This window comes from Cellvibrio sp. ATLC23 (assembly GCF_057196725.1).
Map to the genome: position 1 here is coordinate 589,346 of NZ_JBXUOS010000001.1, position 25,667 is coordinate 615,012.

The 25,667-nt window shown below is 45.6% G+C and carries 21 protein-coding genes; 12 read left to right on the plus strand and 9 right to left on the minus strand.

Annotated features, from left to right (window positions below; translation table 11 throughout):
• The first annotated feature begins 176 nt into the window (after nucleotides 1-176).
• Nucleotides 177-383, plus strand: a complete 207-nt coding sequence (locus tag AC2CG4_RS02380; RefSeq protein ID WP_062064842.1) for a cold-shock protein — start codon at nucleotides 177-179, stop codon at nucleotides 381-383.
• A 94-nt stretch (nucleotides 384-477) separates the two neighbouring features.
• Nucleotides 478-1,086 carry a DJ-1/PfpI family protein gene (locus AC2CG4_RS02385; RefSeq protein ID WP_484484729.1) on the plus strand — a complete coding sequence of 203 codons (609 nt, stop codon included), beginning with the start codon at nucleotides 478-480 and terminating at the stop codon, nucleotides 1,084-1,086.
• A gap of 90 nt (nucleotides 1,087-1,176) precedes the next feature.
• Here the strand turns inward: AC2CG4_RS02385 and rnk are convergent, their stop codons facing one another.
• Entirely contained in the window at nucleotides 1,177-1,560 is a 384-nt protein-coding gene (gene rnk / locus AC2CG4_RS02390; RefSeq protein WP_484484730.1) for a nucleoside diphosphate kinase regulator, read from the minus strand.
• A gap of 298 nt (nucleotides 1,561-1,858) precedes the next feature.
• Between rnk and AC2CG4_RS02395 the strand changes: the two genes are divergently transcribed.
• From AC2CG4_RS02395 to AC2CG4_RS02405, 3 genes are all read left to right on the plus strand, one after another.
• Nucleotides 1,859-2,686: a phytanoyl-CoA dioxygenase family protein gene (locus AC2CG4_RS02395; RefSeq protein ID WP_484484731.1), complete on the plus strand. Its 828-nt coding sequence runs from the start codon at nucleotides 1,859-1,861 to the stop codon at nucleotides 2,684-2,686.
• Nucleotides 2,687-2,864: 178 nt separating this feature from the next.
• Entirely contained in the window at nucleotides 2,865-3,872 is a 1,008-nt protein-coding gene (locus AC2CG4_RS02400) for a glycoside hydrolase family 53 protein (protein WP_484484732.1), read from the plus strand.
• Between the two features lie 391 nt (nucleotides 3,873-4,263).
• Entirely contained in the window at nucleotides 4,264-4,851 is a 588-nt protein-coding gene (locus AC2CG4_RS02405; protein WP_484484733.1) for a DUF4114 domain-containing protein, read from the plus strand.
• A 79-nt stretch (nucleotides 4,852-4,930) separates the two neighbouring features.
• Here AC2CG4_RS02405 and AC2CG4_RS02410 read toward each other — a convergent pair whose 3' ends face one another.
• The 3 genes from AC2CG4_RS02410 to AC2CG4_RS02420 all read right to left on the minus strand — a co-directional run bounded on the left by AC2CG4_RS02410 (nucleotide 4,931) and on the right by AC2CG4_RS02420 (nucleotide 11,164).
• Nucleotides 4,931-7,294 carry a glycoside hydrolase family 2 TIM barrel-domain containing protein gene (locus AC2CG4_RS02410; RefSeq protein ID WP_484484734.1) on the minus strand — a complete coding sequence of 788 codons (2,364 nt, stop codon included), beginning with the start codon at nucleotides 7,292-7,294 and terminating at the stop codon, nucleotides 4,931-4,933.
• A gap of 43 nt (nucleotides 7,295-7,337) precedes the next feature.
• Complete coding sequence (locus AC2CG4_RS02415; RefSeq protein WP_484484735.1) at nucleotides 7,338-8,459, minus strand: glycoside hydrolase family 53 protein; 1,122 nt, start codon at nucleotides 8,457-8,459, stop codon at nucleotides 7,338-7,340.
• Nucleotides 8,460-8,545: 86 nt separating this feature from the next.
• The gene (locus tag AC2CG4_RS02420) at nucleotides 8,546-11,164 is read right to left on the minus strand and encodes a TonB-dependent receptor (protein WP_484484736.1); all 2,619 of its coding nucleotides are present in this window, start codon (nucleotides 11,162-11,164) and stop codon (nucleotides 8,546-8,548) included.
• Nucleotides 11,165-11,452: 288 nt separating this feature from the next.
• Between AC2CG4_RS02420 and AC2CG4_RS02425 the strand changes: the two genes are divergently transcribed.
• Nucleotides 11,453-12,895, plus strand: coding sequence for a rhomboid family intramembrane serine protease (locus AC2CG4_RS02425; protein WP_484484737.1), 1,443 nt, complete (start codon nucleotides 11,453-11,455; stop codon nucleotides 12,893-12,895).
• Entirely contained in the window at nucleotides 12,882-14,411 is a 1,530-nt protein-coding gene (locus tag AC2CG4_RS02430; RefSeq protein ID WP_484484738.1) for a hypothetical protein, read from the plus strand. Before AC2CG4_RS02425 ends, AC2CG4_RS02430 begins: the two co-directional genes overlap by 14 nt.
• Here AC2CG4_RS02430 and AC2CG4_RS02435 read toward each other — a convergent pair.
• Nucleotides 14,408-15,985, minus strand: a complete 1,578-nt coding sequence (locus AC2CG4_RS02435) for a protein kinase domain-containing protein (protein WP_484484739.1) — start codon at nucleotides 15,983-15,985, stop codon at nucleotides 14,408-14,410. The genes AC2CG4_RS02430 and AC2CG4_RS02435 overlap by 4 nt on opposite strands.
• Nucleotides 15,986-16,124: 139 nt before the next feature.
• On the opposite strand from AC2CG4_RS02435, the gene AC2CG4_RS02440 reads away from it, so the two are divergent.
• The gene (locus AC2CG4_RS02440) at nucleotides 16,125-16,616 is read left to right on the plus strand and encodes a CinA family protein (RefSeq protein WP_484484740.1); all 492 of its coding nucleotides are present in this window, start codon (nucleotides 16,125-16,127) and stop codon (nucleotides 16,614-16,616) included.
• Here AC2CG4_RS02440 and AC2CG4_RS02445 read toward each other — a convergent pair.
• Nucleotides 16,593-17,555, minus strand: coding sequence for a glycosyltransferase family 2 protein (locus tag AC2CG4_RS02445; protein ID WP_484484741.1), 963 nt, complete (start codon nucleotides 17,553-17,555; stop codon nucleotides 16,593-16,595). The two genes, AC2CG4_RS02440 and AC2CG4_RS02445, sit on opposite strands and share 24 nt — an antisense overlap.
• Nucleotides 17,556-17,746: 191 nt before the next feature.
• Nucleotides 17,747-19,876, minus strand: coding sequence for a winged helix-turn-helix domain-containing protein (locus AC2CG4_RS02450; RefSeq protein ID WP_484484742.1), 2,130 nt, complete (start codon nucleotides 19,874-19,876; stop codon nucleotides 17,747-17,749).
• Nucleotides 19,877-20,218: 342 nt separating this feature from the next.
• Between AC2CG4_RS02450 and AC2CG4_RS02455 the strand changes: the two genes are divergently transcribed.
• On the plus strand, nucleotides 20,219-20,800 hold the full coding sequence (locus AC2CG4_RS02455) for a hypothetical protein (protein ID WP_484484743.1): 582 nt from the start codon (nucleotides 20,219-20,221) through the stop codon (nucleotides 20,798-20,800).
• Between the two features lie 86 nt (nucleotides 20,801-20,886).
• Here AC2CG4_RS02455 and AC2CG4_RS02460 read toward each other — a convergent pair whose 3' ends face one another.
• Both AC2CG4_RS02460 and AC2CG4_RS02465 read right to left on the minus strand, forming a co-directional pair.
• Nucleotides 20,887-21,978, minus strand: coding sequence for a CARDB domain-containing protein (locus tag AC2CG4_RS02460; protein ID WP_484484744.1), 1,092 nt, complete (start codon nucleotides 21,976-21,978; stop codon nucleotides 20,887-20,889).
• A gap of 16 nt (nucleotides 21,979-21,994) precedes the next feature.
• Complete coding sequence (locus AC2CG4_RS02465; RefSeq protein ID WP_484484745.1) at nucleotides 21,995-22,987, minus strand: hypothetical protein; 993 nt, start codon at nucleotides 22,985-22,987, stop codon at nucleotides 21,995-21,997.
• A gap of 312 nt (nucleotides 22,988-23,299) precedes the next feature.
• Here AC2CG4_RS02465 and AC2CG4_RS02470 point away from each other — a divergent pair, with 312 nt between their 5' ends.
• The 3 genes from AC2CG4_RS02470 to AC2CG4_RS02480 all read left to right on the plus strand — a co-directional run bounded on the left by AC2CG4_RS02470 (nucleotide 23,300) and on the right by AC2CG4_RS02480 (nucleotide 25,666).
• Nucleotides 23,300-23,656, plus strand: coding sequence for a DUF6488 family protein (locus tag AC2CG4_RS02470; protein ID WP_484484746.1), 357 nt, complete (start codon nucleotides 23,300-23,302; stop codon nucleotides 23,654-23,656).
• A gap of 190 nt (nucleotides 23,657-23,846) precedes the next feature.
• Nucleotides 23,847-24,890 (plus strand): recombinase RecA, encoded by a 1,044-nt coding sequence (gene recA, locus AC2CG4_RS02475; RefSeq protein WP_484484747.1) that lies wholly within the window; start codon nucleotides 23,847-23,849, stop codon nucleotides 24,888-24,890.
• 278 nt (nucleotides 24,891-25,168) lie between these two features.
• The gene (locus AC2CG4_RS02480) at nucleotides 25,169-25,666 is read left to right on the plus strand and encodes a DUF4136 domain-containing protein (protein WP_484484748.1); all 498 of its coding nucleotides are present in this window, start codon (nucleotides 25,169-25,171) and stop codon (nucleotides 25,664-25,666) included.
• Nucleotide 25,667 lies beyond the last annotated feature (1 nt).

Sequence of the window (25,667 nt, forward strand, 5' to 3'; positions counted from 1 at the left end):
AATATATTTAATCAGCTGGTCTGTTCGCAGCAATATTTATGGTAAGTCACCTCGTTGTTCTAGCAGTACATCTATTAGCACCACGTTTTGTTCTTCATAAGTAGCATCTGAATCCGCCAGCATAGCTCCACCTTGGGGTATTCATTTTTTATTGATAAAGAACATCGAGGTTTATTATGGCTAGAAGTACTGGTACCGTTAAATGGTTCAACGAATCCAAAGGTTTTGGTTTTATTGCAAGTGAAGCGGGTCAAGATGTATTCGTTCACTACAGCGCTATCAGCGGTGCAGGTTTTAAAACTCTGGCAGAAGGCCAAAAAGTAGAGTTCGACGTTAAGCCCGGTCAAAAAGGCCCACAAGCTGAAAACGTCGTAGGTCTGTAATCTGGTCGTAGTAAGCTCCGGGTTAGATCAAAAAACCGCCCAGGCAACTGCGGCGGTTTTTTTATTGCCCAAAAGTTTTTTCAAGGAGATTGTGATGACTATTAATGTAGGTATTTTTCTTTTTTCCGAAGTAGAAGTGTTGGATTTTGCTGGCCCCTATGAGGTGTTTACCACAGCTGCGCGTGTTGCTGCACGCCTGCATTCTGAATCGCCGAAGGCGTTTTCAGTGTTTTCAATTGCTGAAACTACGACTCCAGTTGCAGCAAGGGCAGGGCTAAAGTTTGTACCTGAATTTACCTTTGCTCAGCACCCTGCAATCGATGTTTTAATTATCCCAGGTGGTGTTGTGAATGCTGAAATGGAAAAATTATCGGTCATCGATTGGATTAAACACACGGCAGCCACAGCAAAAATTACCGCCTCTGTCTGTACAGGAGCTTTTTTGTTGGCAAAATCTGCTGTGATCACCTCGCAAAAAGTAACCACTCATTGGGAAGATATTGCCGACCTCCAACAAGCATTTCCCTCACTCAATGTATTGAATAATGTGCGCTGGGTTGATGAAGGCACAGTGGTAACATCAGCAGGAATTTCAGCGGGCATCGATATGAGTTTACATTTAGTTTCGCGTATTGCCGGAATGCCGTTGGCTGAAGCTACCGCACGGCAGATGGAGTTTGAGTGGACGCAAAGGAATGTTTAATAAAATGAAAGTATTTTTCGTCACCGAATAAATGAGCTGAAAATAACTATCATGCTTTGGATTATTCTTGGGCTTCAGATTTTTTTGAGCTTATGATTGCTGCACAGCAATCACTTTCAAACGACGAACTTTCCCTAATGGCACCGGCCAATCAATTTCGCCGCCAATGCGCAAGCCGATTAATGCGCTGCCAACGGGCGATAAAATAGATATTTTCATTTGTGCTACATCCGCTTCGTTTGGATAAACCAGCGTAATGGTTTTTTCTTCATCTGAATCCAGGTCAGTAAACGTAGCGGTCGAGCCCATTGTTACTGCATCGCTCGGTACGTCTGCGCTTGGTGCTATTTCCGCACGACCCAATTCAATATCTAAGGCTTCGGCTGCGGGTGTGTCATGCTGCTCAATCAGTTTGATGAGTTGTAAATAATCGGTTTTTGAAATGATGGGTAAGGTTTCTTTTTTTGCGCGCACGGCTTGCTCCAAAAAATAAAGTGAGGTCGGCGATGTGGCCAATCCTAAGTGAAATAATAAGGAAGTAATGAGTATTAAAAGGTTTTGATGGTAGGGCGATTAAGCGATAAAAAAGCTTAACCGCCAAAAACGACAAAGGCGCGGATGGAATTGCATTCCGGCGCGCAAACTGAGGTGATGGAGTAAGAAGTGGGTAAGCAAGTATTCATGGCAAGACCATAGCACTTCGCTTGTTTACCTTGCAAGTCTCAGCGGCGTCTAGCGTATAAAGTGCGCCGAGTATTAATAGGTAGTTAACTTGCTCTGCTATATAATCCGCCCGCGCTGTAAGGGCATATTTGGTGGTTATATTCTTGAGTTATTGATTGCGATGCTTAAATCTGAACAAATACGCGAGTTCAAAGAAAAGGGTTACCTTGTGCTGTCCGGTTTCTCTGATGGATCATTTTGTGAAAGTGTTGTGACTTTGGCAAAAAGTGAACTGCAACGGCAAGCCATGCCGATTGAATTTGAGGCGGATACCCAATACCCCGGCGCACCGCGATCGCGTACTGCTGAGGGCGGTGCAACAGCGCGGCGCTTGTTGATGGCATCGCAGCGTCATCCTATGTTGTTGGATTGGGCTACGACTGATCCCCTAAAGGGAATTCTGCATCAGTTACTTGGCGCAGATGTGTTTTTGTCGCAGGCACATCACAACTGCATTATGACCAAACAACCTGCTTATTCGAGTGTGACCGGCTGGCATCGCGACAGTCGTTACTGGAATTTCGCGCGCGCCGATTTAGTCTCTGCCTGGTTAGCTTTGGGCGATGAGCAACGGGAGAACGGTTGTTTACTGGTGTTGCCGGGCTCCCATCATTGGGCGATTACCACGGACCAGCTGGATGCATGCCAGTTTTTGCGCACTGACCTTGACTCCAACAAAACCTTGCTCGACCAAACCACTGCGGTGCCGTTGAAGCAGGGCGATCTATTGTTATTTCACAGCAATTTATTCCATGCCGCTGGGCGCAACATTACCGATAAGACCAAATTTTCCATGGTATTTACCTATCGTAGCGGCGATAACCCACCTAAACCCAATTCCCGCTCAACTTCACAGGCTGAAATTCCACTTTTGTAAGGCGTTTACCTCCTCCCTAGTTGTAACCCTTTATTGCCACCGCCTAAAGGGTCCTTGCATAAAATTATTATTTATAATATAAATAATATGTGAGATGCAGTTATCTTGCATGGGGCTATCTCCGCAAGTCTGAGCGGGATAGTTGAGAAAACCCTTAATAACAATAATGGTGAATATCATGAAACTAACGAAATGGGCGTTATCTGCCTGCATTGCTACAGTATTAACTTTTCCCGTCGCCTCCTGTTTTGCTGCACCTTTAAAAGGGGCTGACGTAAGTTGGATGTCGGAAATTGAAGCCAATGGCCTAAGCTTCTATAACCGCAGCGGCGTTAAGAAAGATATTTTGGCGATTATGAAAGAGCAGGGCATGACTGCGGTGCGTTTACGTGTATGGGTTAACCCGGCTGATGGTTGGTACAACGGTACGCAAGATGTAGTTGCTAAAGCCAAGCGTGCCAAAGCGGCGGGCATGAAAGTAATGATTGATTTTCACTACAGTGACAGCTGGGCCGACCCTGGTCAGCAAACCAAGCCCGTTGCGTGGAAAAATTATACTTTCCAACAATTGATGGATGCGGTGTGGAATTCAACGAGATATACATTACAAGCCGTAAAAGATGCGGGCGTTACCGTGGACTGGGTCCAAGTCGGTAATGAAACCAACAACGGTATGTTATGGGATGATGGAAAAGCATCGGTCAACATGAAAAATTATGCGTGGCTCACCACGACGGGTTACAACGCCGCTAAATCTATCTACCCCAGCAGCAAAGTGGTTGTGCATCTTGCCAATTGCCATGACAACGCCAATTTCCGCTGGATTTTTGATGGCCTGAAAGCAAATGGCGGGAAATTTGATGTGATTGGCGCATCGTCTTATCCCACCAACGCTTCGGGTTACACATGGCAGAATGCCAACACCGCGTGTTTAAATAACTTGAACGATATGGTCGCACGCTACGCTGTACCGGTGATGATTTCTGAAATTGGAGTACCTTGGGATAACTCTCAGGCGCAAACTATCGTGAAAGATATGGTCACCAAACTAGGACAGGTGAGTGGCAATAAAGGCTTGGCAATTTTCTATTGGGAACCAGAAGCGCGTCCGGGTTGGAAAGGCTATACACTCGGCGCTATGGATAATAACGGTAAAGCGACTGCGGTGTGGGACGCGTTTAAGTAAATCCCAATAGCGTAATTATCTTTAATCATCAAAAGCGAAAACCGCATCGAATTTTCAATGCGGTTTTTTTTTGCGAAAATTTTGTAAAAAATGCAAGAGTGAAAATATTTTCTCTATTTTTACCTGGTTTGCGTGGGCCAGCGAACATATTTCGAAGCTAAAAAGAAATGTAATAGGCGGGAGGATATGCACTCAAGTGTGAGGTGATATCTGCTAAGAAGTTTTTGGTAGAAAAAATTGAATTTTCGTCGATATATTTTACATTTTTATTTTTCTGTCATTACCTAGTGGAATCATGGATTTTATCTGGCATAGCTATTGCTAACTCACTAATGCATTAATTCCTTAATACTGCAATTTAGCTTATGTTTTCAATTCACGGAGAAAGATTATGTTTAAACAACTAAGTATTGCTGTAGCCGCTTTAAGTGCTTCTCTCGCGATGTCATCCAACGCAGCCACCATTCCGTATCCGAATATAGGTACACCTGCTCCCACCAGTTCGTTTGTGGCCGAAGCTGATGGTGGTGTTACCGCATATTTTTATGCAACTGATGCTGGCTATAACAGCATGATCGGTATGTGGGTTAATGGAGTTCCGACTGGCTTATATGGCTTAATGAATCGTACCTCATCCTATGGTGATTCATTCTTTCTGGGCAACGTCTCCGCTGGAGATCATTTAACGTTCGAGTTAAAAGTGCTTACAACTGGAACATCATGGTATTCCGATGAAACCTTAAATTCGGATGGCAAGAACCATACCTACGCTACAAATTTTGGCGGCGGTGGTTTGATTCCGGCCGGTGCTTATACCTATGTGGCATTCGAGGATTTGCCTGATTTAGGTGATTTCGATTACAACGACCACCAATTTGTATTCACAAATATTAAGACTAGTGTTCCTGAGCCGTTTAGTCTGGCACTGTTTGGATTAGGCATTATCGCCTTGGGTGTCGCACGCAAGCGTATTGTTTAATTCTTTGTGTTAAAAACCGCGCAATCGCGCGGTTTTAGTTTTTCAACGAAGGCATAAACGTAATGACCATTCACGATTTTTATTGAATTTTGATGCTCGCAGGAGAGTGCTCTCCGAGTCTTGCGCTAACAATAATATCTTCTAATGAATCGCCAACCTCAATTAACGCACTGGAAACACCTCCGCTGGTGCTTACTTCTGCAGGACTGATTAGTGTTGCACTGCCTTTCACACTGAAGGTGATCGGGATATTGTTGCTGTACACCGGATTACCCTCACCATCTACTAATTGCGCGTATACAAATATTGCATCCTTAACGCCTGCTTGTGCAGCTTTGCCGCTGGTGTCTAAAGTTAGTCGCAAACTTTTTGCGGCACCTGCGGTAACCTGACGATGTTCGGCGACGGCTTTGCCATTGATGTACGCAATAGCTTTTAATTCACCTGCTTCAAATTTTTCTAATGCAAAGGTGAATGGTGGGTGTGGCAAATTGTTGCTATTGCCGTTTGTCTCCGGTGTTTGTTTGGCAATAATTTTTCCGTTAAGCAACAGTTCTACTTCATCCGCGTTACTGAATATGCGCACATTGGTGTCGGATGTTTCATTCCATTCACTGGCAATAAATACCATTGGGCCGGAACTGAATTTGTCTGAGATTTCACTGGCATCGCGTTGGCTTTGGTAAAAGTAGTAGCTGTATTTGGGTAAACGATCAATGCTCATAATGCCTGAACTTTCTAAATCCGGTGCATAACCGCGATTGTAATCAAACATCACCCAATAACCATCGGCAAAAGCGGGGGTGTTGAAATTATCATTGTGAGCTTCCTGAATGTTAGATGCCTGTTGCAGTAAACGTTGTTCTCCATCGCTCAGTAATTGGCGGCTGGAGCGGTCTGCTTGTAACAAATTTGCCCAGGCTGTTTGGTTTAGACCAGCATTCATTGCGTAGTATTCCCAATCGCCGTATTCGCTCACGACATAAGGTTTGTTTGGCTTTTTGTAATGTTCCAAACGATGCTGGCGTGCTTGTAGATAAATATCGTAACCGTATTCCTGCCAGCCGGCCGACATGGCACCGGGATATTCTTCTGCGATAATGTTGGTGAGGGAATCGATAAAAGGCTCCGTCATCCATGATTCGTTGAGCGAACACTCCCAAGCCATTACGGATGGATGATTGCGGTCGCGGCGAATTAAGTCGCGACAGGTTTGTTGAATCTGCGTTTGAAATGCCGGGTCTTCAGAAAAATATTGCCAGCCTAAAATTGAATCTAGTAACACTAAGCCCAATTCATCGGCCGCTGCCATAAAGGCTGGCGAGTGCGGGTAGTGCGAGAGACGCACATAATCAAAACCGGCAGATTTTATTTTCACTGCATCGCGATAATCCGCTGCATCCGAAGTTGCATAGCCAATGTAAGGATACTCTTGATGGCGGTTGACACCGCGCAAAAACGTTTTTTCGCCATTAATCAATAATTGATTGTCTACCCATTTGAATTCGCGAATACCAATGCGTGTAGTCTGCTCATCAACCAACGATTCCCCCTCATAAACTCTTGTTACCAAATTGTAGAGGTTGGGGGTTTTAGGTGACCAAAGACGCGGCTTGTTGAGGGTTAAGGTAATGCTATTTTCCACATTAGTTTTACCATTGACGGCTTGTAGGTCACCAGTCTGATCAACTATAACTTTGTCGCCGTCCAATAATTTTTGTACCACGCGAAATTTCTTCGGATCGATATGCGCATTAAATAAATGAGTATTAATCTTGATAGTTGCTTGTTCACGAGTGACTTGTGGGTAAGTGACAAAAATGCCGCCGCTGGCGGTTGTGTTTGCGGCAACTGCATCAGTAATATGTAAGTCATTATTAATTTGTAAATACACATGGCGATAAATGCCGCCATAGGTATTAAAATCCAAATCTTTTAAGGGTTTGGGGCCGGTGATGGCATTATCGCGGTTGTCCAAACGCACCAACAATTCATTGGCTGCGCCCCATTTTAATTTTTCGGTGAGATTAACCGTAAAGGGCAGATATCCGCCTATATGGGTGATGAGCTTTTCGCCATTCAGCCAAACTTCCGCTACATTCATCGCCGCTTCAAATTTCAGGGAGATTTGTTTTCCTTGCCAGCTCTCTTCTGTAGTAATGGCTTTTTTATACCAGGCGTCGCCTTGAAATTGCTCGTTAACAACCAGTGGTTCAATTTTGGGTGTGTGGGGAATTTGCACTGTTTCCCAGTTTTTGTATTGCTGTGCTGCGGCTAAATCGAGCGCACTGTCGCTGCGGAAAAATTGCCAGTCTTTGTCATAGAGCATGTCTGTAACCGGGGCTGTATTTTGTGCGCTGGGCGAGCAGCCGGTGATTAGGCTGTATAACGCGAGGCTGTACACGTAAAATTTGCCCCGGTTGAAAATTTTGGTATTTATCATAATGTCTCTCACTCGTTTTCTTTTAAATTACAGGGGGATTTAATTATTCGGTGTACTCTGCCGAAAAAAACAAAAAGGAGGGCAGGGCGTTGTTGCGGCGCGTTGCATCAAAAAAGCTGGCATTTTCCCAGTGCGAACCTGTTCCCCATAGCGTTTTGCAACGGCTGCTAACCCAAGCAGGCTCCCAATAGATAACGCCTAATCCGCCCGCGCTTTTGACTAATTGGGTTAATTTGAGTAAGTAACTCAGTTGGCCTTTGGCTGTGGCGGGATGCTCGGGCAGTACAGCTTTTTCTCCCAGCACATTGCTGGCTTGGTCGCTATTATTCAGTGTCCAAGGGTAGGCCGTTTCTACAATCATGACGTCTTTGTGGTAGGTTTTTTTTAATTCTTTAAGCGCTTTGGGTAGATCTGACAGCGTATAAATAGACCATTGTGGATAATAGGAAAGGCCGATGATATCGTAATCGACAATGCTGTTTTCGTCGGCCTGCTTAAACCACCAAAGCGCATTTTCCGGTTGCGCAATGTGCAACACAATCTGGATGTGCTTATTGGATACTTTGCTGTAATCACGCACTGCTTTAATTCCGCTGTTTAACAGTTGTGCATTGCGTGGCCAATTGGGAATGTCATGCACGATGAATTTTTCTTGTTGCAGTATTTCGATATTGGTTTCATTGCCGACTTGCACCATATCTGGCAAAAGATTTTTCGCATCGAGTGCGCGAAGGGTTTCGGTAGTGTAATCGTAAAGTGCTTTTGCGAGTTCATCGGTATCGCTGATATGTGCCCAGGCTTTGGGAATAAATTGTTTTTCCGGGTCAGTCCAAGTGTCGGAATAGTGAAAATCCAGCAGGGTTTTCATTTTGTTGTCTTTCGCGCGCTTTAGCGTTTTTTCTACATCTGGCAAATCAGAATATTTTGTCCATTCAGCGTTATGCCACAAGCGTACACGCACAATGTTGGCGCCTTTATTGGCAAACAGGGCAAAAGGATCAACTTTTTTGCCTGCGTCGCGGTAGGTCGCACCGCAGTCTTCCATCTCATTGACGTAGGATAAATCGGCGCCGATATAAAAAGGCGTTTCGGCCCAGCTGTTTGCATGCAATGCAGCAAGCAAAATACCTAGAAGGTAGGCGAATTTTGTTAACCAGTTTTTCATCACATTCTCGCGTTACAAACGACTCAAAAAAACACGGCTGCACATGCAGCCGTAATAAGGGGTGGTTCATGCAGAGAAACCAATGCTTACAGTTTCCAGGTGAAATCAATCAAGTAGCTGCGACCGTAATCATCGAAACGTTTCAGGTTAGCTGAATCGTTATTCTGAGTTAGGCGCAGCGGTTCGTTGGTAAGGTTGAACACTTGGAAGCGCACATTGTAATTTTCGTTAATTTCATAGGCGAGGCTGAGGCCAACACCCAGTTCAGCGTCTAAGGTGGTGAGGTCATAACTATCCCAGCTGAAGGCACTGGTGTAAGTCGAGTGGTATTTCCAGCCCAAGCGCGCATCTAAACCGAAGTTGCTGTACCACAAATCCAGCGTCGCCGTATCTCTTGCCAAGCCAGCCATGGGTAATGGATTGTCTGATGGGGCAAATTCATAAATATTGGATTCGGCAAAGGCGTAGTTAGAGTAGATGCCAAAACCTTCTACTGGCAGAAATTCAAACGGCATTTGGAACGTAACTTCCGCGCCGCGCACATAGCCGCCATTGCCATTCACCGGGCCGTAAATTTCAAATGTGCCTTGCTGGCTGGTGAAGGTTCCTACAGTGGCGTTGCCGATGTAGTTATCGATGTCTTTGTAATACAGACTCAGTGCCGCCAATGATTCTGATGCAAAATACCATTCGTATGAGACATCAATTTGATCTGAAGTAAATGGATCCAGCAGTGGGTTGCCAGCACCACCGGAACTGCCCGTGTTAATAGCGTTGATGTATTGACCTGCGCGCAGCTCATCTAATGGCGGACGGGAAATTGCTTGCGCAACGCCAATGCGCAGTTTGCGAGTATCGTCGAGATCCAGGTTCAAGCTAGCGCTGGGCAGGGCTTTGGAGAAATCATTGTCCACGTGATCGCCATTTAATGCGTAGCTTTCGGTATTGATTTCAACTTGGCGTACACCGATATTGGCGTTGTAATCTAAACCGCCCAGTTGGCCTTCAAAATCCAGCTTCACATAAACAGCTTCGTTTTGCTCTTGCACTTTCCAGTAGCGGCTTTCATTCACGGCTGCTGTGCTATAGGCGACACCTCCGTAAATGATGTCTGCTGTTTTTGCGTAAGAAGGAGCGTTCAGGAACGGAATGGTATTAAACGCACCGAGGGTGTATGCGCTGAGAAAACCTTGAGGGAATGCCACGGCGTTGCCGTTATCGTCTGCGCGATTCATGCTGAAATCGGTCCAGATCACTTCTTTCTCGCGGTCAGCGGTACGTGCACCAAATGTCAGTGCACGTAAATGGCCGGCGTCCAAATCGCGTTTGATATCAAACTGAGCACTCTGCAGTTCGTCTTCCAGCGTTGAACCTTCGTTAGCATTGCCAATGTAGTTATACGAGGCATTTTGCGGCGTTAACAATGGTGAGCCTTCAGGTGCGGTAATAGAGGGGCGACCACGGGTATCGTAGCTAAAGGTTTCGGCATACTGATCCAGATAGATCGCATTCCAGTAGTTTTTACGTTCTGCGGTGGAATGCGAAAAATCCACATCGATTTGCCAGTTGTCAAAACCTGTGTGGCTGAATTTTAAGCCTTGGGTAACACCGCTATTCTCTTGTTGGTAAGCAGCAATCACATGGCGCATTTGGCCTTCCCACCCATTGATGGTCGCTGCAACCGCTTTATCACCATCAATTACTACGTTGCTTAATAAATTATCCGGGCGACCATCTGCATTAGTATCTTCAATGCCCCAGCCACCCCATGGGCCGGGATTCAAACCTATATCTTGTGCCCAGGTTTGATTTTGTTGTTCGTCCATCGCAAATTTGGTGTAAAGCACATCGTATTTTACGTTGAGCGCGTCGGTCGCCTGCCACTCAAACGTAGTCATCACGCCATCGCGATCGGTATCGAGTTTTTTCACTTCAGCTGCTACACCCCAAGGGGTATTGCCTACAGAGCCTTGGCCATCCAGATCCCAGTTGCCGCTGCTGTAACCCCAGCCTTGCAAGGAGCCGTAGGCATTCTTTTGAGTTTGGGTGGATGCACCAATGGCCACCGCAAAGTTATCACTGAATTGATGAATAAAAGCACCGCTCATGCGGTTGCCGAGAGGATCGTAATTGGGAATATCTTCAGCACTTTCGTTGTACTGCACACCGACACGAATGGTCGCTTTAGGGCCGGTGTGTGTGAGTGGGGAAATCGTTTTAAGGTTGATGGTGCCAGCAATACCGCCCTCTACCAATTCGGCAGATTGGGTTTTAAAGACCTCTGCAGCTGATACCAGCTCAGAGGGATATTGTTCATAACGAATAGCGCGGCCAGGTTCCGGGCTTGCTGCTTCTCGGCCATTTACTGTACCTAATACCATACGTGGACCTAGGCCACGAATAGCGGCTTGGCTTTCATTGCCGCGGTCGCGGGAGCCATTTATACCGGGTAAACGCACCAGGGCTTCGGCAATAGTCACTGCTGGAGTGGCATTGATATCATCCATTGCCAAAGCCTCCATTACCTTAGTGCTTTGCCGTTTCACGGCAATCGCCTTCTCCAGTGACGCGCGCATACCGGTTACCACAACCTCCTCAATTTGGACATCTTGTGCAGTGCTCTGGGCATTCGCCCAAGGTCCTAACAAGCTGATCGCTAAAAACAGGCTGGAGCGGGCATAGCGGGTTGATGCGGTGTATCTCATGGCTTCCTCTCATTTATTGATTGTTATATAAATCATATTTATAAGCTAATAATAGCGGTCAGTTGAAAAGTGTCAAGAGAAAACTGGGCTTCATATATATAGGTCACTTTGGGGCTTAGTTGTTTGCTAAGGGGAATGGGGGAGTCAATGCCGTATTGAAGGTAGGTTAAATCCGCATTAGGTATGGCGCCAAAGGTTGGGTAGAATTCATCCCTGCGTGGAGTTGGCGGCCGAATACCAGCTAAATTTTTGTCTCAGTGCGACCCAAAAAGGAATAGAGAATAAACAATGATTATAGTCCCCACCGAAAAACAACTGGATTGGCGCAATGCTCCCATAGTGCTGTGCACGTTGGTATTGCTGAACGTAATGGTATTTTTTTTCTACCAGAGCGGCGATACCAAAAAAATTATTGAGGCCATTACCACTTACCAAACCAAAGATTATTTTGCGCAAGAGTGGCCGGTATTTGAAAAGTATCTGGAAGAAAAGCAGGACCTCATACTGCTGAAGAACTATCGCCAACAATTTCAGCAGGGTGATGTTGACTTGATTATTGGCGATATGGTGATGAACGAAGCCTTCTACGCCTATCTGCAGAAAAATTACCGCAGCTATTTTACCCCGGACTATTACGCTGAGTGGGCGCCTGAGCGGACGCGCCTGCATGCGCAATTACAATCTGTTAGCTACATCGCCAATGGTTTGCGAGCGAGCGATATGCGCGTCTCCACGTTTATTACGCATCAGTTTTTGCACGGCGATATTATGCATTTGTTGGGCAATATGTTCTTTTTAATTATCTGTGGCTTTGCGGTAGAGGCGGCAATTGGCCACTGGCGATTTTTGTTATTTTATTTAGTCTCGGGTGTTGCCGCTGGTTTTGCGCAAGTCGCGTCGGATTGGAGCAGTACTACACCGCTGGTGGGTGCATCCGGTGCTATTTCGGGTGTCATGGCCATGTACCTTGCAGTTTTCCGCTTAAAGAAGATTGAATTCTTTTATTGGTTTTTCTTTTTTGTCGGTTATTTTCGTGCCCCAGCGCTGTTGATCTTGCCATTTTATATTGGCAAAGAGATTTACAGTTATCACAGCGATACTGAATCCAATGTGGCGTTTATGGCGCATGCGGGCGGTTTTATCGCCGGTGCGCTATTGATTGGGATTGCCTGGCTTTTTAATCGCAACACGCTCAACACTCACTATATTGAAACCGATCAAACGATTGATCCTCGTCAGCAACAATTAGCCGATATTTATACCGCTATTGAAAAACATCGCTTTGACCAAGCCTTAGCGCTAGTGGATGCGCTGATTCAAACTACCGGTTTGACATTTGATGTGGCGATGATTCGCTACAATTTGCTAAAAATTTCGCGAGGCGACGCCTATTTGCCAGCAACGTTAAACTTATTAACAGTGCCGCTGCTAGCGCCGGAAGAGGTGAAAAAGTTGGACAAGGTGTGGAAGGATAATCCTGATGTGCACATGCAGTTATCCGAGCAAGCCGCCTTAAAATTGGGCATGCAATTTACTGCGTTGGAAAGCCCGCAATCGGCGGAGCAATTATTTTTGCAGCTACAGGCGCGCGGTTGTAACAATCCAGCGCTTTCGGTTTACGCGAGCAAATTAGCGGCAGCCTTTCTGCGCTTGCGCGATACGGGGAAAAAATCCCATTACGATGCTGTAGCCCAACAACTCGCACAAGGAGCTGAACGTGGATTACTGTAAATATCATCCGCTGGATGGCGCCACCTATGCGTGCCGTGCCTGCAATAGTCGGCAATGTGATAAATGTGTTGATGACGCACACAGGGCAGCGCATTGTTTTGTTTGCGGCGCAGTGCTGGAAAGTCTCGGCTCTGCCAATACGGTAGAGCCATTTTGGCGCAGGTTAAAAGAAGCGTTTAAGTATCCGGTCAATGCTAACTCGATGAGTTTGATTGTCATCACGGCGATCATTTCATTGCTCGCAGCGCTTATGCCGTTTTTATGGATTCTATCCTTAGCGATGTATTTGTTCGCTGCCGGCTCACTGATGAAGTACAGCTTTACTTGTCTTGAACGCACCGCGATGGGTGAAATGAAAGCCCCGGATGTGATGGATGCCTATTCCGGCGGGATCAAGTTGTTATTGCAACTGGTGCTAATGACAGTGGTGTTAACTGTACTTGTTGGGGCTGCTTATTATTATCTCGGCGCAGCGCTCGGTGGTTTATTGGGTTTTATCGCGGTGTTTTCTTATCCAGCGATTTTGATTCGTTTTGCGCAAACGGAAAATATGCTAGGGGCTATGAATCCTTTTGCCGCTATTGCGCTGATGGCAGCAATCGGTTTGCCTTACGGACTGCTAATTGTGTTTATGTTAATCATGATGACCTCGGTCGGTGTGTTGCATGAGTGGATCGGTGCAGTGTTTCCGGCAATGTCGTATTTATTGCAATCGATTGTTTCAAATTACTACACAGTGGTGATGTTTCATTTGATGGGCTACATGTTGTTTCAATATCAAGAACAATTAGGTTACAGCGCACGTTCGGATGAAGACGATGAAGGTTCACAGCGCAGTGAACAAGAGCGGCTTACCGCAAAAATTGAAGTCATGCTAAAAGAAGGGGATTACGAACAGCTAATAAAGCTTTATTACCATGCGTTTAAGCAATACCCCAATGAACCCCTATTTTTTGATAAGTTTTTTGATTTACTTTACGCATGCAAAAAAACGGCTTTGATGGAAGATTACGGGCTGACCTATTTGGAATTCCTCAATCGTCGCAAACGATTCGATAAACTGACGCCAACGTTTAAGCAGATCTTGTGTGTCGCACCTGATTATCTTCCCGATTCACCCATCATGCGTGTGCAACTGGCTACTTTGTTGAAGCAGCAGGGGGATTCAAAGTTAGCGGTGAAGTTGCTAAATGGTATGCATAAATTGTATCCCGAGTTTTCCGGTTTACCTGATGCGTATAATTTATTGGCTGATATTTTGACTGAAATACCGAACTTGCAATTGCAAGCGGATAAATGCAGGCAAATGGCGGTGCAGTTAAAACGTAAGGCCGATGAAAGACAGGCTGCCTTGGTTTTGCAGCAAGAACAGAAGCGCGCGGCCGAAGCGCAGGCGCAACATAAACCGACAGGTGTGAAAGCGGTGCGTAAAGGTGGCCCACCATCTGGAACTACAATAAGCGGACTTACCTTGGAGTTGGTGCCACTTGAGCCAGTTGCGGAAAAACCGGATTAATTGCCAATCATTTTTTCCAGAATCTGTGTTTTTTGCTCGCCCTGTAGCTGGCTAAATACGCTGCCAGCCAATTCCGCACTCGCAATACGTTTGTGCGGGCTAGTGTGGATAATTTGCAAAATCAAGCGGCCCACTTTGGGTGGTGCTTTGCGTAACCGCCAGCGATTTTTTAATCCCCATAAGCTGGGTGAGGGCAAGGTTCCGGTAAATAATTGGAATAGTATTGCACCCAAAGCATAGACGTCAGCACCGGTAGATACAGCTTCATTGGCAGGTTGATACCAGTGAGCATCATCGCCATAGCTGTGTGCAGGAAAGCCAAAGTCACTCAGTTTTAAATGATTCTTTTCCGCAAACAATACATTGCTAGGGCGTAAATTGCCGTGCACGATTCCGTAAGAATGGGCGCAGGCGAGGGCGTTACACAGTTGCTGTGCAATCGTTAAACACTGCCCTAGGCTGAGCGATTGAGTCAGTCGCTCTTGTAAGCTTCCGCCGGGTAAATACTCCATTGCGCTGATGAATACCCGCGGATTTTTCCCTGTACCAAAGATGCGCACTATATGGGGATGTTGCACCTGGGTTAATTTGGCAGCGTATTGCGGCGCGTTACCTAGGTGATCGAGGTTTTGTTTTTTTATCACCAAAAAACGTTGGCGATTGGGATCGTTCACTAAATAAGTTGCACCAAAAGGATTTTCTTTTAAAACATCGAGCAAGATGTAGTTCGGCGGAATGTTATCGCGGGTAGATTCGTTGCCCCAGCGATTGCCTTGTAAATGTCGCCCCTGCGAAATTAATAATAGTTGCTGGCGAACTTCATCAGCGCTGCTAGGGCGCTGCTTGAGATCAGCTTCAATACAGCGATTAATTAATGGCCGCAATGCATTGGCCATTTGGTATTTGTCGTTGGTTTGTTGTGCGTAAGTTTGCTCATTGGCGAGCATGGGCACTACACCAAAAATTAACTCGTGCATCAAAATTCCAAGAGAATAAATATCACTCAATTGATTGGTGTGCGATGTGCCACTGTGTTGCTCGGGTGCCATGTAAGCATCGGTTCCCATAATTCTTTCTTGATTGGGGTCAGTTGCTTCTTTATTCGCAGTAAAGTAACCAGCAATACCAAAATCCACTAAGTAGGCGTGACCATCATAATCCACCAAAATATTGGCTGGTTTGATATCGCGGTGCACAACCCCGTTGCGATGTGCATAGGCCAATGCGCTGCATAGCTGGATAAGAATATTTAATTTGCGCGTGAGGCTAATATCGGTGCGCGGTAATATGGTTTCGAGCGAAACACTTTTCACATACGGCATAACAAAATAGGGCAATTGTTGTTCGCTCATCCCTTTATCAATTATTTGAATAATATTCGGATGGCTTAACCGCGCCACCAATGTGGACTCTTGTTCAAATTGCGCTTGAATGATCGGATCTTGGTTCAGGCTTGCATCCAATACTTTGATAGCAACGGCCCGGTCGAGGGATTTCTGTACTGCCAAATACACCTTGGCCATACCGCCTTCGCCAATCAGCGTTTTAATGTGATACCCCGGAATTGTCTGCACGCGCAATCTCTCACCAGTTATATGGCTTCAAGTATAGATCGCCTTATCGCACCCGCTTAAAAGTTTCCCGTGCTGGCATCTATAACCAATTGGCGGCACACTATCGCCATCTTATTTTTTGCTAATCGGGTTCCACAATATGGATGATCATCTACACCAGTTAAGCCAATGTCTCGGTGAGCAATTACTACAGCGCAATTGGCGCATCGCCACCGCAGAATCTTGCACTGGCGGTGGCGTCGCTGCGGCGATCACGGCAATTCCTGGCAGCTCCGCTTGGTTTGAATACGGAATCGTTAGCTACGCCAATGCCGCAAAAGAAAAGCTGCTCGGTGTATCCAGCGAAACTCTCGCACGCGAAGGTGCAGTGAGCGAAGCCGTTGTCATCGAAATGGCCAGAGGTGTGCTGGCATTATCGGGCGCTGATATAGCGGTTGCGATTAGTGGTATTGCCGGGCCAAGTGGTGGCTCAGTTGAGAAGCCGGTTGGCACGGTTTGGTTTGCTTGGGCTACGGCAGCTGGAGAAATAAAAACTGAATTGAAGCGGTTTGATGGGGATAGGGCAGCGATACAAAGGCAGGCGGTTAGTTTTGCTTTGACCAAGCTATTAGAGGTTTCCGAACCAAAGTAAAGTGATTAAAAAAGCTCTTCGAAAACGAAGGCTTTGATAAAAAAATTCTTTTTTGTTGCCGGTGATGTATGCGGTTAATAGCATTGGAAGGCTGTATATTATTTCTTTTATTTGGTTCTCTAAAACGCCAAGTGGTTTGTTTAGAAATCGTTTTCCTGGTTGCAGTGTTGCGATTCTTAATATGGGTTTGGCGCACGCCATATATTGATTGGTTATGTTTTCCTCTTTGTATTCCCGTGGCTTTAATCTATGCCTGATTGTCAATTCGGGGCAATAGTAAATAGTCTTTTCTGCTTCAACAAGACGATAAAATACCAAAGTTTCTTCTCCGCCAGCTAATAGCGCGCCTTTACGCCCCAAGGTTGGGTCGAATCCACCAATTTCGATAAGACAGTTTTTTCTAATACAGGCATTTTTTGAGAGAAAGGGGTATCTCTTATCGCTTATTTGAAACTCTTCATCTCCATAATCAAGCGCAGCAAAAAAACTTTGATATTTTTCATCTTCATACCACCATGGCGACGGCATATCCCAAATAACAGTAATTTTTCCGAAGATGCAATCTGGATTGCTGACCAATATCCTGTTGATATACTTCTCTAACCAATATTGAGGTATTTCAGCATCATCATCAGTATATAAAATATATGTGCCAAGTGAGTTTTCGAACCCCGTATTTCTAGCATGGGAAATGCCTTGGCGAGGCTCAAAGTAATGCCTAAAAGGAAAATTAGTATGTTGTATGTTTTCTAATACTTGATGTGTGTTGTCAGAGCTATTGTTATTAATGACAACTAATTCTACTCGCTCAGGATTACTAATTTTTTGCGATAATATTTGCTGTATGGTAATGGCTAATGATTCAGAATTATTATAGGTACAGATCACAATGCTCAACAGTGGGGAGAGTACTCCATTTCCGTCTAATTGTGGGTTCAATTCAACTCTCCTGCCAATTTTTCGCTGATGCCAAATTTGCTGTTACAAGGTGATACATATCATTTGGCGTGTGTGGCCACTGCAGAGGACTTCATTTTAAATTGCTGATAGTGCAAGATCATCAGTATATCCTTTTTGCTGATGAAAATCAGTCTGTCACTTTGAGGTGTCTCATGTTAGCGGAGTGGCGATTATTTATTTAACAGCACAATATTTGCCTCCGGCAAATAACACTCCGTCTGCAACAATCCTTTATTTGCATTAAAAGAGGTGGTCGATACGGCGCTGTTTTGTTGCGCTAGAAATATCGACTTGCTTGGTGTTGCATAATCTTGATAAAAGATGTCGGATTCCTGACAGACGCCGCCGTTTATAAAATAAATTCCTTTGCTGTCGGCTTTCAGTAATTTGCTGTATTGCTCCAGGTTGGACGTTATGCGTTCAAGCGTGTCATCTTTGTTGCGCAAAGCCCAAAAGCCGTTTTCGCCGATGTATTGAAAATAAATATCACCGCCGTATTCTATAGCTGAGCCGACGGCACCAAAGGTGAGTTGTTTTTGTTGCTCGCCTTCAATACGCCATAAGTTTCTAATGTCGCCGCTGTACTTAAGTGCATACAGACGATTGCTGGTGGGAAAATAGGCGATTGGTTCGATTTTATCGCTATTGCTCAACAACAAAATTGTTTCATTGCTGAGGAAGTTGTGGTGGAAGAGCTGATTGTTGGCGTTGAAAACAATATGCTCGCCGTCATCTGACCAAATAATGCTATCGATTTTTTTGGGGACAGGTTGTTGGGTCAGTTGGCGTTCTTGCCCGTTCTCTATTAACCACAAGTGTATTTGATTGTTGCGCACCGAGGCATATACCACTTCATCGCCGTTGGGTGAGAAGCTTGCGGCATAATTTAAGTTGGTGTTTTCAGTTAGCTGCTTTTTTGTGCCGTCTAGTCCTGCCAATACAATATTGGCGCTGCGCTTTTCTTCCGTGTAAAAAATTCCACTGCCGTCTGCACTATAGTGTGGGCGAGAGAAAATTTTATCTTTGCTGTCGGCGAGTGGGATGGGTGTTTGTTTTCCATCTAAATAGACGGCGATTAGTTTTCGCTCATCTTCGGCATAGACTAGTACACCGCTGCCGTCAGGAATCCAACTCATATCGGTCAAGTTCACATCCAAATTCACACGGCTGATGGGTTTTTGTTGGGCACTTAAAAAATCAATGTTGATTTGATTTTTATGCACACTGGCAATGGCCGTTTTTTGTTTCAGAACAGCGCTAGCAATTGGGTTGGTTGCACCTTCGAATTCATCCAGTAGGGTTAATTGTTGATCCAGAATGGAGTAGCGATAGCGTGCATTGCCGGCGTTGGGCCCTTGCTTGGCGACAATTTCGACTGTGCTTTCATCCCACCAAGTGACACTGAATATATGGCCTTGCCATTGGCTTAGCTGTTGTTTTTCCAGTAATCGTTCCTGCGCAAAATCCAGGCTGAATATATGAAAAGAATAAAGATAATTAGGCGGTTGATAAAAATGGGTGCCTAGTGGCAAACCGTCGCGGCGTTTTACTTCAATCGCTACCAGATTGTTACCGGCAGGTGACCAAGCTAGTTTGAACCAGTTGCCATCAGTGTTGGCGATGCGCCAATCTTTACCGTTTGCATTGCGAATAATGATTTCACTTTCGCTTTGACTTAGCTTATCGGAAATGCGTTTTTCGCGGATATAGGCGAGATGTTGATTGTCAGGGTGTGGGGTCGCGTTACGCTCGTGGCCGGTTTCGTTAGTGTAGCCCTGAGTTGTGGTAAAAACTGTTTGGTGATTGTGTGGTAAGTAGACGGTATGCCAGTTGACGGTGTTATACGTCACTGCAATCACCAGTAGTGCCAATGCCACCATGCTTGCGATGCGCCACTTGCGCAGATTGCGCCTGTTATTTGGTTGGTTTGCAACTGCGTAGGATTCACTCGTCGTGCCGGATGGTAGCGGTGTGAGAAACTGCGGTTCGATCCTGAGTTGATAACCGCGTTTGGAATAATGCGCAATCCATTCCTGATTGCCAATTAACTCATGTAATGCAGTGCGCAGTGCATTAATACTTTTTTGTACTGAACCATGAGTGACGACACGGCCCTCCCATAAGCGTTCAATCAGCTCTTCATTGCTGATCACTCGGCTTTGATTACTGGCAAGGTAGTGCAGCACTGCCATCGCTTTGGGTTGCAGCTTGAGGCTTTTGTTGCGTGCCCAAAGTGTGTTGTGTGATGGCGATACCCTTACTTCACCCAACATAAAACTGTTTTCTTGCTGGGTGTTCATTGCAGGGGGTGGCCTGTTGCGGTCAGCATAGTTGAGCCTTTTCCGGTCAGTGTTTTTATTGGTCTGTTTGGCGTGCAGTCAATTCGGTAAGCTGCGACTATGGGTGTAATTTTGCAAGATATGAATGTGTAAATACAAGTAATGTGCGTTTTTAGGGTTGTTCTAACTTATTGATTTTTAATTGAAAAAAGTTGGTAAGCAAAAGGTAAGCACGAGGTTTTAGTATGGTCAGTGTTTTTATCGCCATTTGCAATATATTCAATTCACACACATCCTCCGACGTATCGATGAGTGCCTCATTAATCGCACACCTACTTAATCGTAACTACAAAAGGTAAGGTTATGAAACTTTCATTATCACTGATAAAACGCTCTCTATTCCTGTCTGTATTTATATGTCCCCTGTTTGCTGTCGCTGCACCTGAATCCGCGCCTAGGGATGAGAAGGTGCCGCTGGTCTACATCAATAAAAATATTGGCTTTAATGTGAAGGGTTATAACTACAAGCAATCCGAGTTCCCTTGTAATATCGATAAGATATTGGTTAAGAATATTGTCGAGCAGGCCAAACAGGATGGCATTCAGATTGAGCCTGTTGGTACAACAGACAAAATCCTCAATGGTGTTATACCGGTAGTCGCGATCGATATTGAACAGTTGGTTTTGGGGAGTGAGGAGCGTCAATTTGGTACCAAGCAAAGCAATCCGCTACCAAAGGTGCAAGTCACTGTTGCGTTAATCAAGGGGGCGGAGGATATGGTCACTGCGAAACACACCTGCGCCATCATGACATTGAATGAGTTTACCCCATCGACTAACGTATTGGATTTGGGGAATGGCGTGACTGTCTGTTCAGCGACGCGCAAATGCTTGAGGGATCTAAGTAAAGATGTGGTGGAGTGGGTATCGCCGCAGGTTAAATAACAGCTGGCAGCCATGATAATAAAAAACGCCGGAGCAATTCAGTTCCGGCGTTTTTTGCATCGCAAAACAATCAGTTTGTTGTGTGACTATTGAATCCGAATTGGAATGTAAGTCATGTTGTTATTGCCATTGGTTTCGGAAATAGTATTGTTTTCATCGATAATAATACCGAGCCAATAATTTTGCCCCAGGGTTAAATCGCTGGGAATAAATACCGGAATGGTGGTGGTGTGTACATCGTCCGGGCTAAGTGAACCGAATGTACCGCCGCCAAGCCGCCTGTCGCCTGTGCTAATAAAATCGTTGGTGGACACATAAATTCCAAAACTGATATTACTTAGTGTGGATTTACCATTGTTTTCCAAGGTGAATTCCGGGCGCACAGTGGTGCCACGGGTGACTCGGAAACCCGGTTCACCGGCGATGGTAATGGGCGTTAAGGTTGCGGTATTGGCACTGTTGCGCACTCTTACGCGATCGTGGCTGGAGTATTCGCCATCGGCACCAGTACGACGCCAGTGGGATACCGACACATCATTAAACGCGCTGCTTTGATTGCCGTACAAAATTCTCGCGCCGTGGGACGCGTCCTCACCGAAATAAATACTGGCAGTAGTGCCATTGGTGTGGTGGTGTCGCCATGAATCCCCCATCACGTTGTATTCCCAATTTACATGCATTAAACCGAGAAAATGCCCCGCCTCGTGCGTGATAACGGAGTCAATCGGGCGCGCTGAACCTGTGTAGCTAAAGTTGGATGATTTGGCGGTAGAGCTAGTCCAGGTTCGATCTGAATCCAACACTATATCCACCTCATCCAAACCGTAATGCCAGCCAAAAAACCAATAGCAGTGATAATTCATTTGTGCCACACCCGGTGGCGATATGTTTTTTGCGTAAATTTCGTTTTGGCCATTTCCTCTACCGACAGTGCCAGTTTCAGTGATGGCATTAATAACAAAAGGTGAAGGGTTGGCATTGGTAGCAGTAATGCCCCGTTGTGCAGCAGTTAGATTGCTGCCACTGAAACTGGTGGTGTTGATGCGCGCGCTAGTGGAGTTTCCACCCCAGCGCAATTTTTTACCGCTGTCGCCATCGCACTCGAGCCATGATGCACTCAAGGCGGGTTGTGCGAGCAATACAATTAATGAGCTGATTAATAGATTAAACCGTAACATGATGTCTCTCCTTATATTACTTAACGGTTAATGTTGAGGTTGTAGCGGCCTTGCTTACAGATCTTTCTGCTTGTTCGCGAAATTTCAATTCTTCGGCGCTGGGTTTTGGTTCTGCGACTGTAATTTCTTTTACTGTTTCCGCTACGGGAGGTTTTACAGTAAAGGCTAGCTTCGCGTTAGCCATAACGAACTTTTGTTCGGGTTGACCGAGTTCCGCATTGAAGTGTTCGATCAGAGCAAAAAACTCATCGGTGATTAGCGGCTCGCGATATTTCTTAATGACCTGAGCGAGCGCTTCCCCGGAATAATCATCGGCTTTGGTATAGCCTTCGACATTCATCGCGATTTGATAAGTCGCCGGTGCCTCTGCTTCATATTTTTTGCGCAGATCTGCTAAGCCTTTGGCATCAATTTTATTTGCTTCAATCCAGCGCGCAGCATCAGGTTGTTTAATGACTCTATCGAAATTAGGGCGGGGCATTTCCATGGTGTTGACGTCAAAGCGCGGCTTGCCACCAAATTCCAGCGATTTTTCTGCGGCCACTAAAGGCACACCAAATCCGCTGTAGATACGTTCATCGATCACGCGAAAACGGCCTTCTACACAATTAACTAATTGACAGTCGCCAGGTTCGCCGCCGGGAATAAACAATACATCGGATTCACCTCGGGCAAAGGTGGGGGCAGTGGTCTCGATGTAAGCGCCGCCGCTGCCATCCGCCCCGCCGGGAATACGCAGCGTAATTTTTTCTGGTAGATAACCGCGAAATACTTTTCCTATTTCATAGGTTACAAATGTGTGGGGAATGCCGTTGGGTTCTTCGCGGGTAGGCTCGGAATTGCGGTATTGGACATCTACTACCTTGCCATAAGCCACTGCGGCACTTTGCGCCATTAATTCACGCAGACCACCTGCATCGGCATCGGCAGCACCGTGAGCCATAAGAGTTTGACTGGATAGAAACAGGGAACAGGCTGTTGCCAGCCTAAATAAAAATTGCGGCTTCATAACGAAACTCCTTCTAATGATTAACAACACGGCTTGGCTACCGAATGCAACCAAGCGCCTTCAAAGAACATTGAGAATCCTTAATGTTCTGAACAGTAGAGTAGGGTGAGTTTCGGGTGGGATCGAGGAAATAATCCCACCAGATTTTGGCATTATTTCACAGCTTGGATGATGCTTGCGCTGCTGATAGATATGCCGTTTTGGCTGAATAAACGCAACTGTGTGCGATCTTCTTCCCAACAGACTTAGGCATTTATTGATATAGTTACAAGCCCTTAAAATGTCTGAACTTTACTTTTCGCAGGAATAGAAATGATGAAAAATCTCGTGTCCGCTTTGTTGTTAAATACTCTATGTAGTGTTTCAGTGGTAATGGCGCATGAGGGGCATGACCATAGTTTTATTACTGAGCCTGCTGCGGTAGTGGTCGGGCAAGACTATGCTGTGCAGTTAACTCAAAAAGACGCCGGATATGATTTTGGTAAGCTTCCAGAAAGCTGGCGTAGCGTGCCTGCCAAAAATGCCAAGCTGCATCGAAATGGCGACGGCTTTTACATAGTTACCGTGACAAATGATGCTGAGCAGAAAACGTTGTATATATTGATGACATCCAACGGCGATGTTACCGATGTAAACTTTACTGGAGAATTTAAGGGGCTGAATCAATAAGTACTGCACAAAATACTGTATAAAATGCTAGTACTGTTTGCACATACAGTTTTTTGCTGTATGCTATCCCTAATGGTGTGATTTTGAGTCTACCTGAGTAGCCTAAAAGAGCTGCTAGATGGCATGGTTCGATAGAACTCATCGCAATTTCATAACAATGTGTTTCATTATTTTTATGTTGAGGTGTCAGATGGATGCGAATAAAGAGAAGGCGCTGCAGGCCGCACTGAGTCAGATTGAGCGTCAATTTGGTAAGGGTACTGTGATGCGTATGGGCGACAAAGAACAGGTCGCCATTCCTGCAATTTCTACCGGATCCCTTGGTCTTGATGTGGCTTTGGGGATTGGCGGTCTGCCTAAAGGTCGGATTATCGAAATCTACGGCCCTGAATCCTCTGGCAAAACAACTCTGACACTGCAGGTTATTGCTGAGGCTCAGCGTGCCGGTGGTACCTGTGCGTTTATCGATGCCGAGCATGCTTTAGATCCTATTTATGCATCCAAACTTGGCGTCAACGTTGAGGATTTGATTATCTCCCAGCCAGATACCGGTGAGCAGGCACTAGAAGTTACGGATATGCTGGTGCGCTCCGGTGCGGTGGATGTATTGGTTATTGACTCTGTTGCTGCATTAACGCCGCGCGCTGAAATTGAAGGCGAGATGGGTGATCACCATGTGGGCTTGCAGGCGCGGTTGATGTCGCAGGCGCTGCGCAAAATCACTGGCAACATCAAAAATGCTAACTGTCTAGTGATTTTCATCAACCAGATTCGCATGAAAATCGGTGTTATGTTCGGCAATCCTGAAACCACTACAGGTGGTAATGCACTTAAATTTTACGCATCAGTGCGCTTGGATATTCGTCGGACCGGAGCTGTTAAGGAGGGCGAAGAGGTAATTGGTTCTGAGACTCGCGTAAAAGTGGTGAAGAACAAGGTCGCGCCTCCCTTTAAGCAGGCAGAGTTTCAGATTCTTTATGGTATGGGCATTAACCGCATGGGGGAGATCGTTGATTACGGTGTGAAGCTGGGTCTAATTGATAAAGCTGGTGCTTGGTACAGTTATCAAGGTAACAAAATTGGTCAGGGCAAAAACAATGTAATGAAGTTTTTGCAGGAAAATCCGGTTATCGCCAAAGAGCTGGAGCTTAAAGTCAGAACGGAACTTTTGGCTACTCCTGCGCTCTCATTGAGCCCAGGTGGTGGCGAAGTAACGGAAGATGCGGAGGCCTAAGTTTCAGTAGTTCTCTAAAAAACCTTCGTTTGCTTGTGCGCAACGAAGGTTTTTTTGTATTAAATAGTTTCCTTGCATCCCCCGGTGCCGCTCACTATGCTGTAGTGCAATCCTCATTGGCAGTTCATGGTGTGGTGGCTAGGCGGAATCTGCAGGCGTTTAGGTGATATTTGATAATCGGATTGGCGATAAGGGGTGTGTTTGTGATGAAGCAATTGAGTATGTTGTTGGTAGTGTTAAGTACTTTGGTTTTTGCTGGCTGCACAGTGCAGCCTAAAGTGGAAACTGATCATCAGGCTGATTTCGATTTTTCATCGCTAAAGACCTTTGCTGTTGCTGAGACAAAGCAAGACAGCAAAGACAATATTTTAATATCCCCGTTCACCTTGAGTCATATTCACTCCGCGTTAGAGGCTGAGCTGGCCAAGCGTTACCAGAGTATATCTATCACAGCAAAGCCAGATTTCATTGTGAGCTATCATGTGGTAATCGAGGAAAAACTTGATCCGCGTAGTTACGATGATCTTTATGGTTTTGGTTACTACGGGCGGGGTTATCGCTACCCATATCCATTTTTTCGTGGCCCTGGTGCGGGGTTGCGTGTATATAATCAAGGCAGCTTGATTATTGATATTGCCGATGCCAAAACCGAAAAGCCTATTTGGCGTGGTGTTTCCGAGAAACGGTTGAGTCGTAGCATGGCGCCACAACAGCAACGGGAAGTGTTGAGTCGTGCTGTTACTGAAGTTATTAGTCAATTTCCGCCAGTTAATTAAA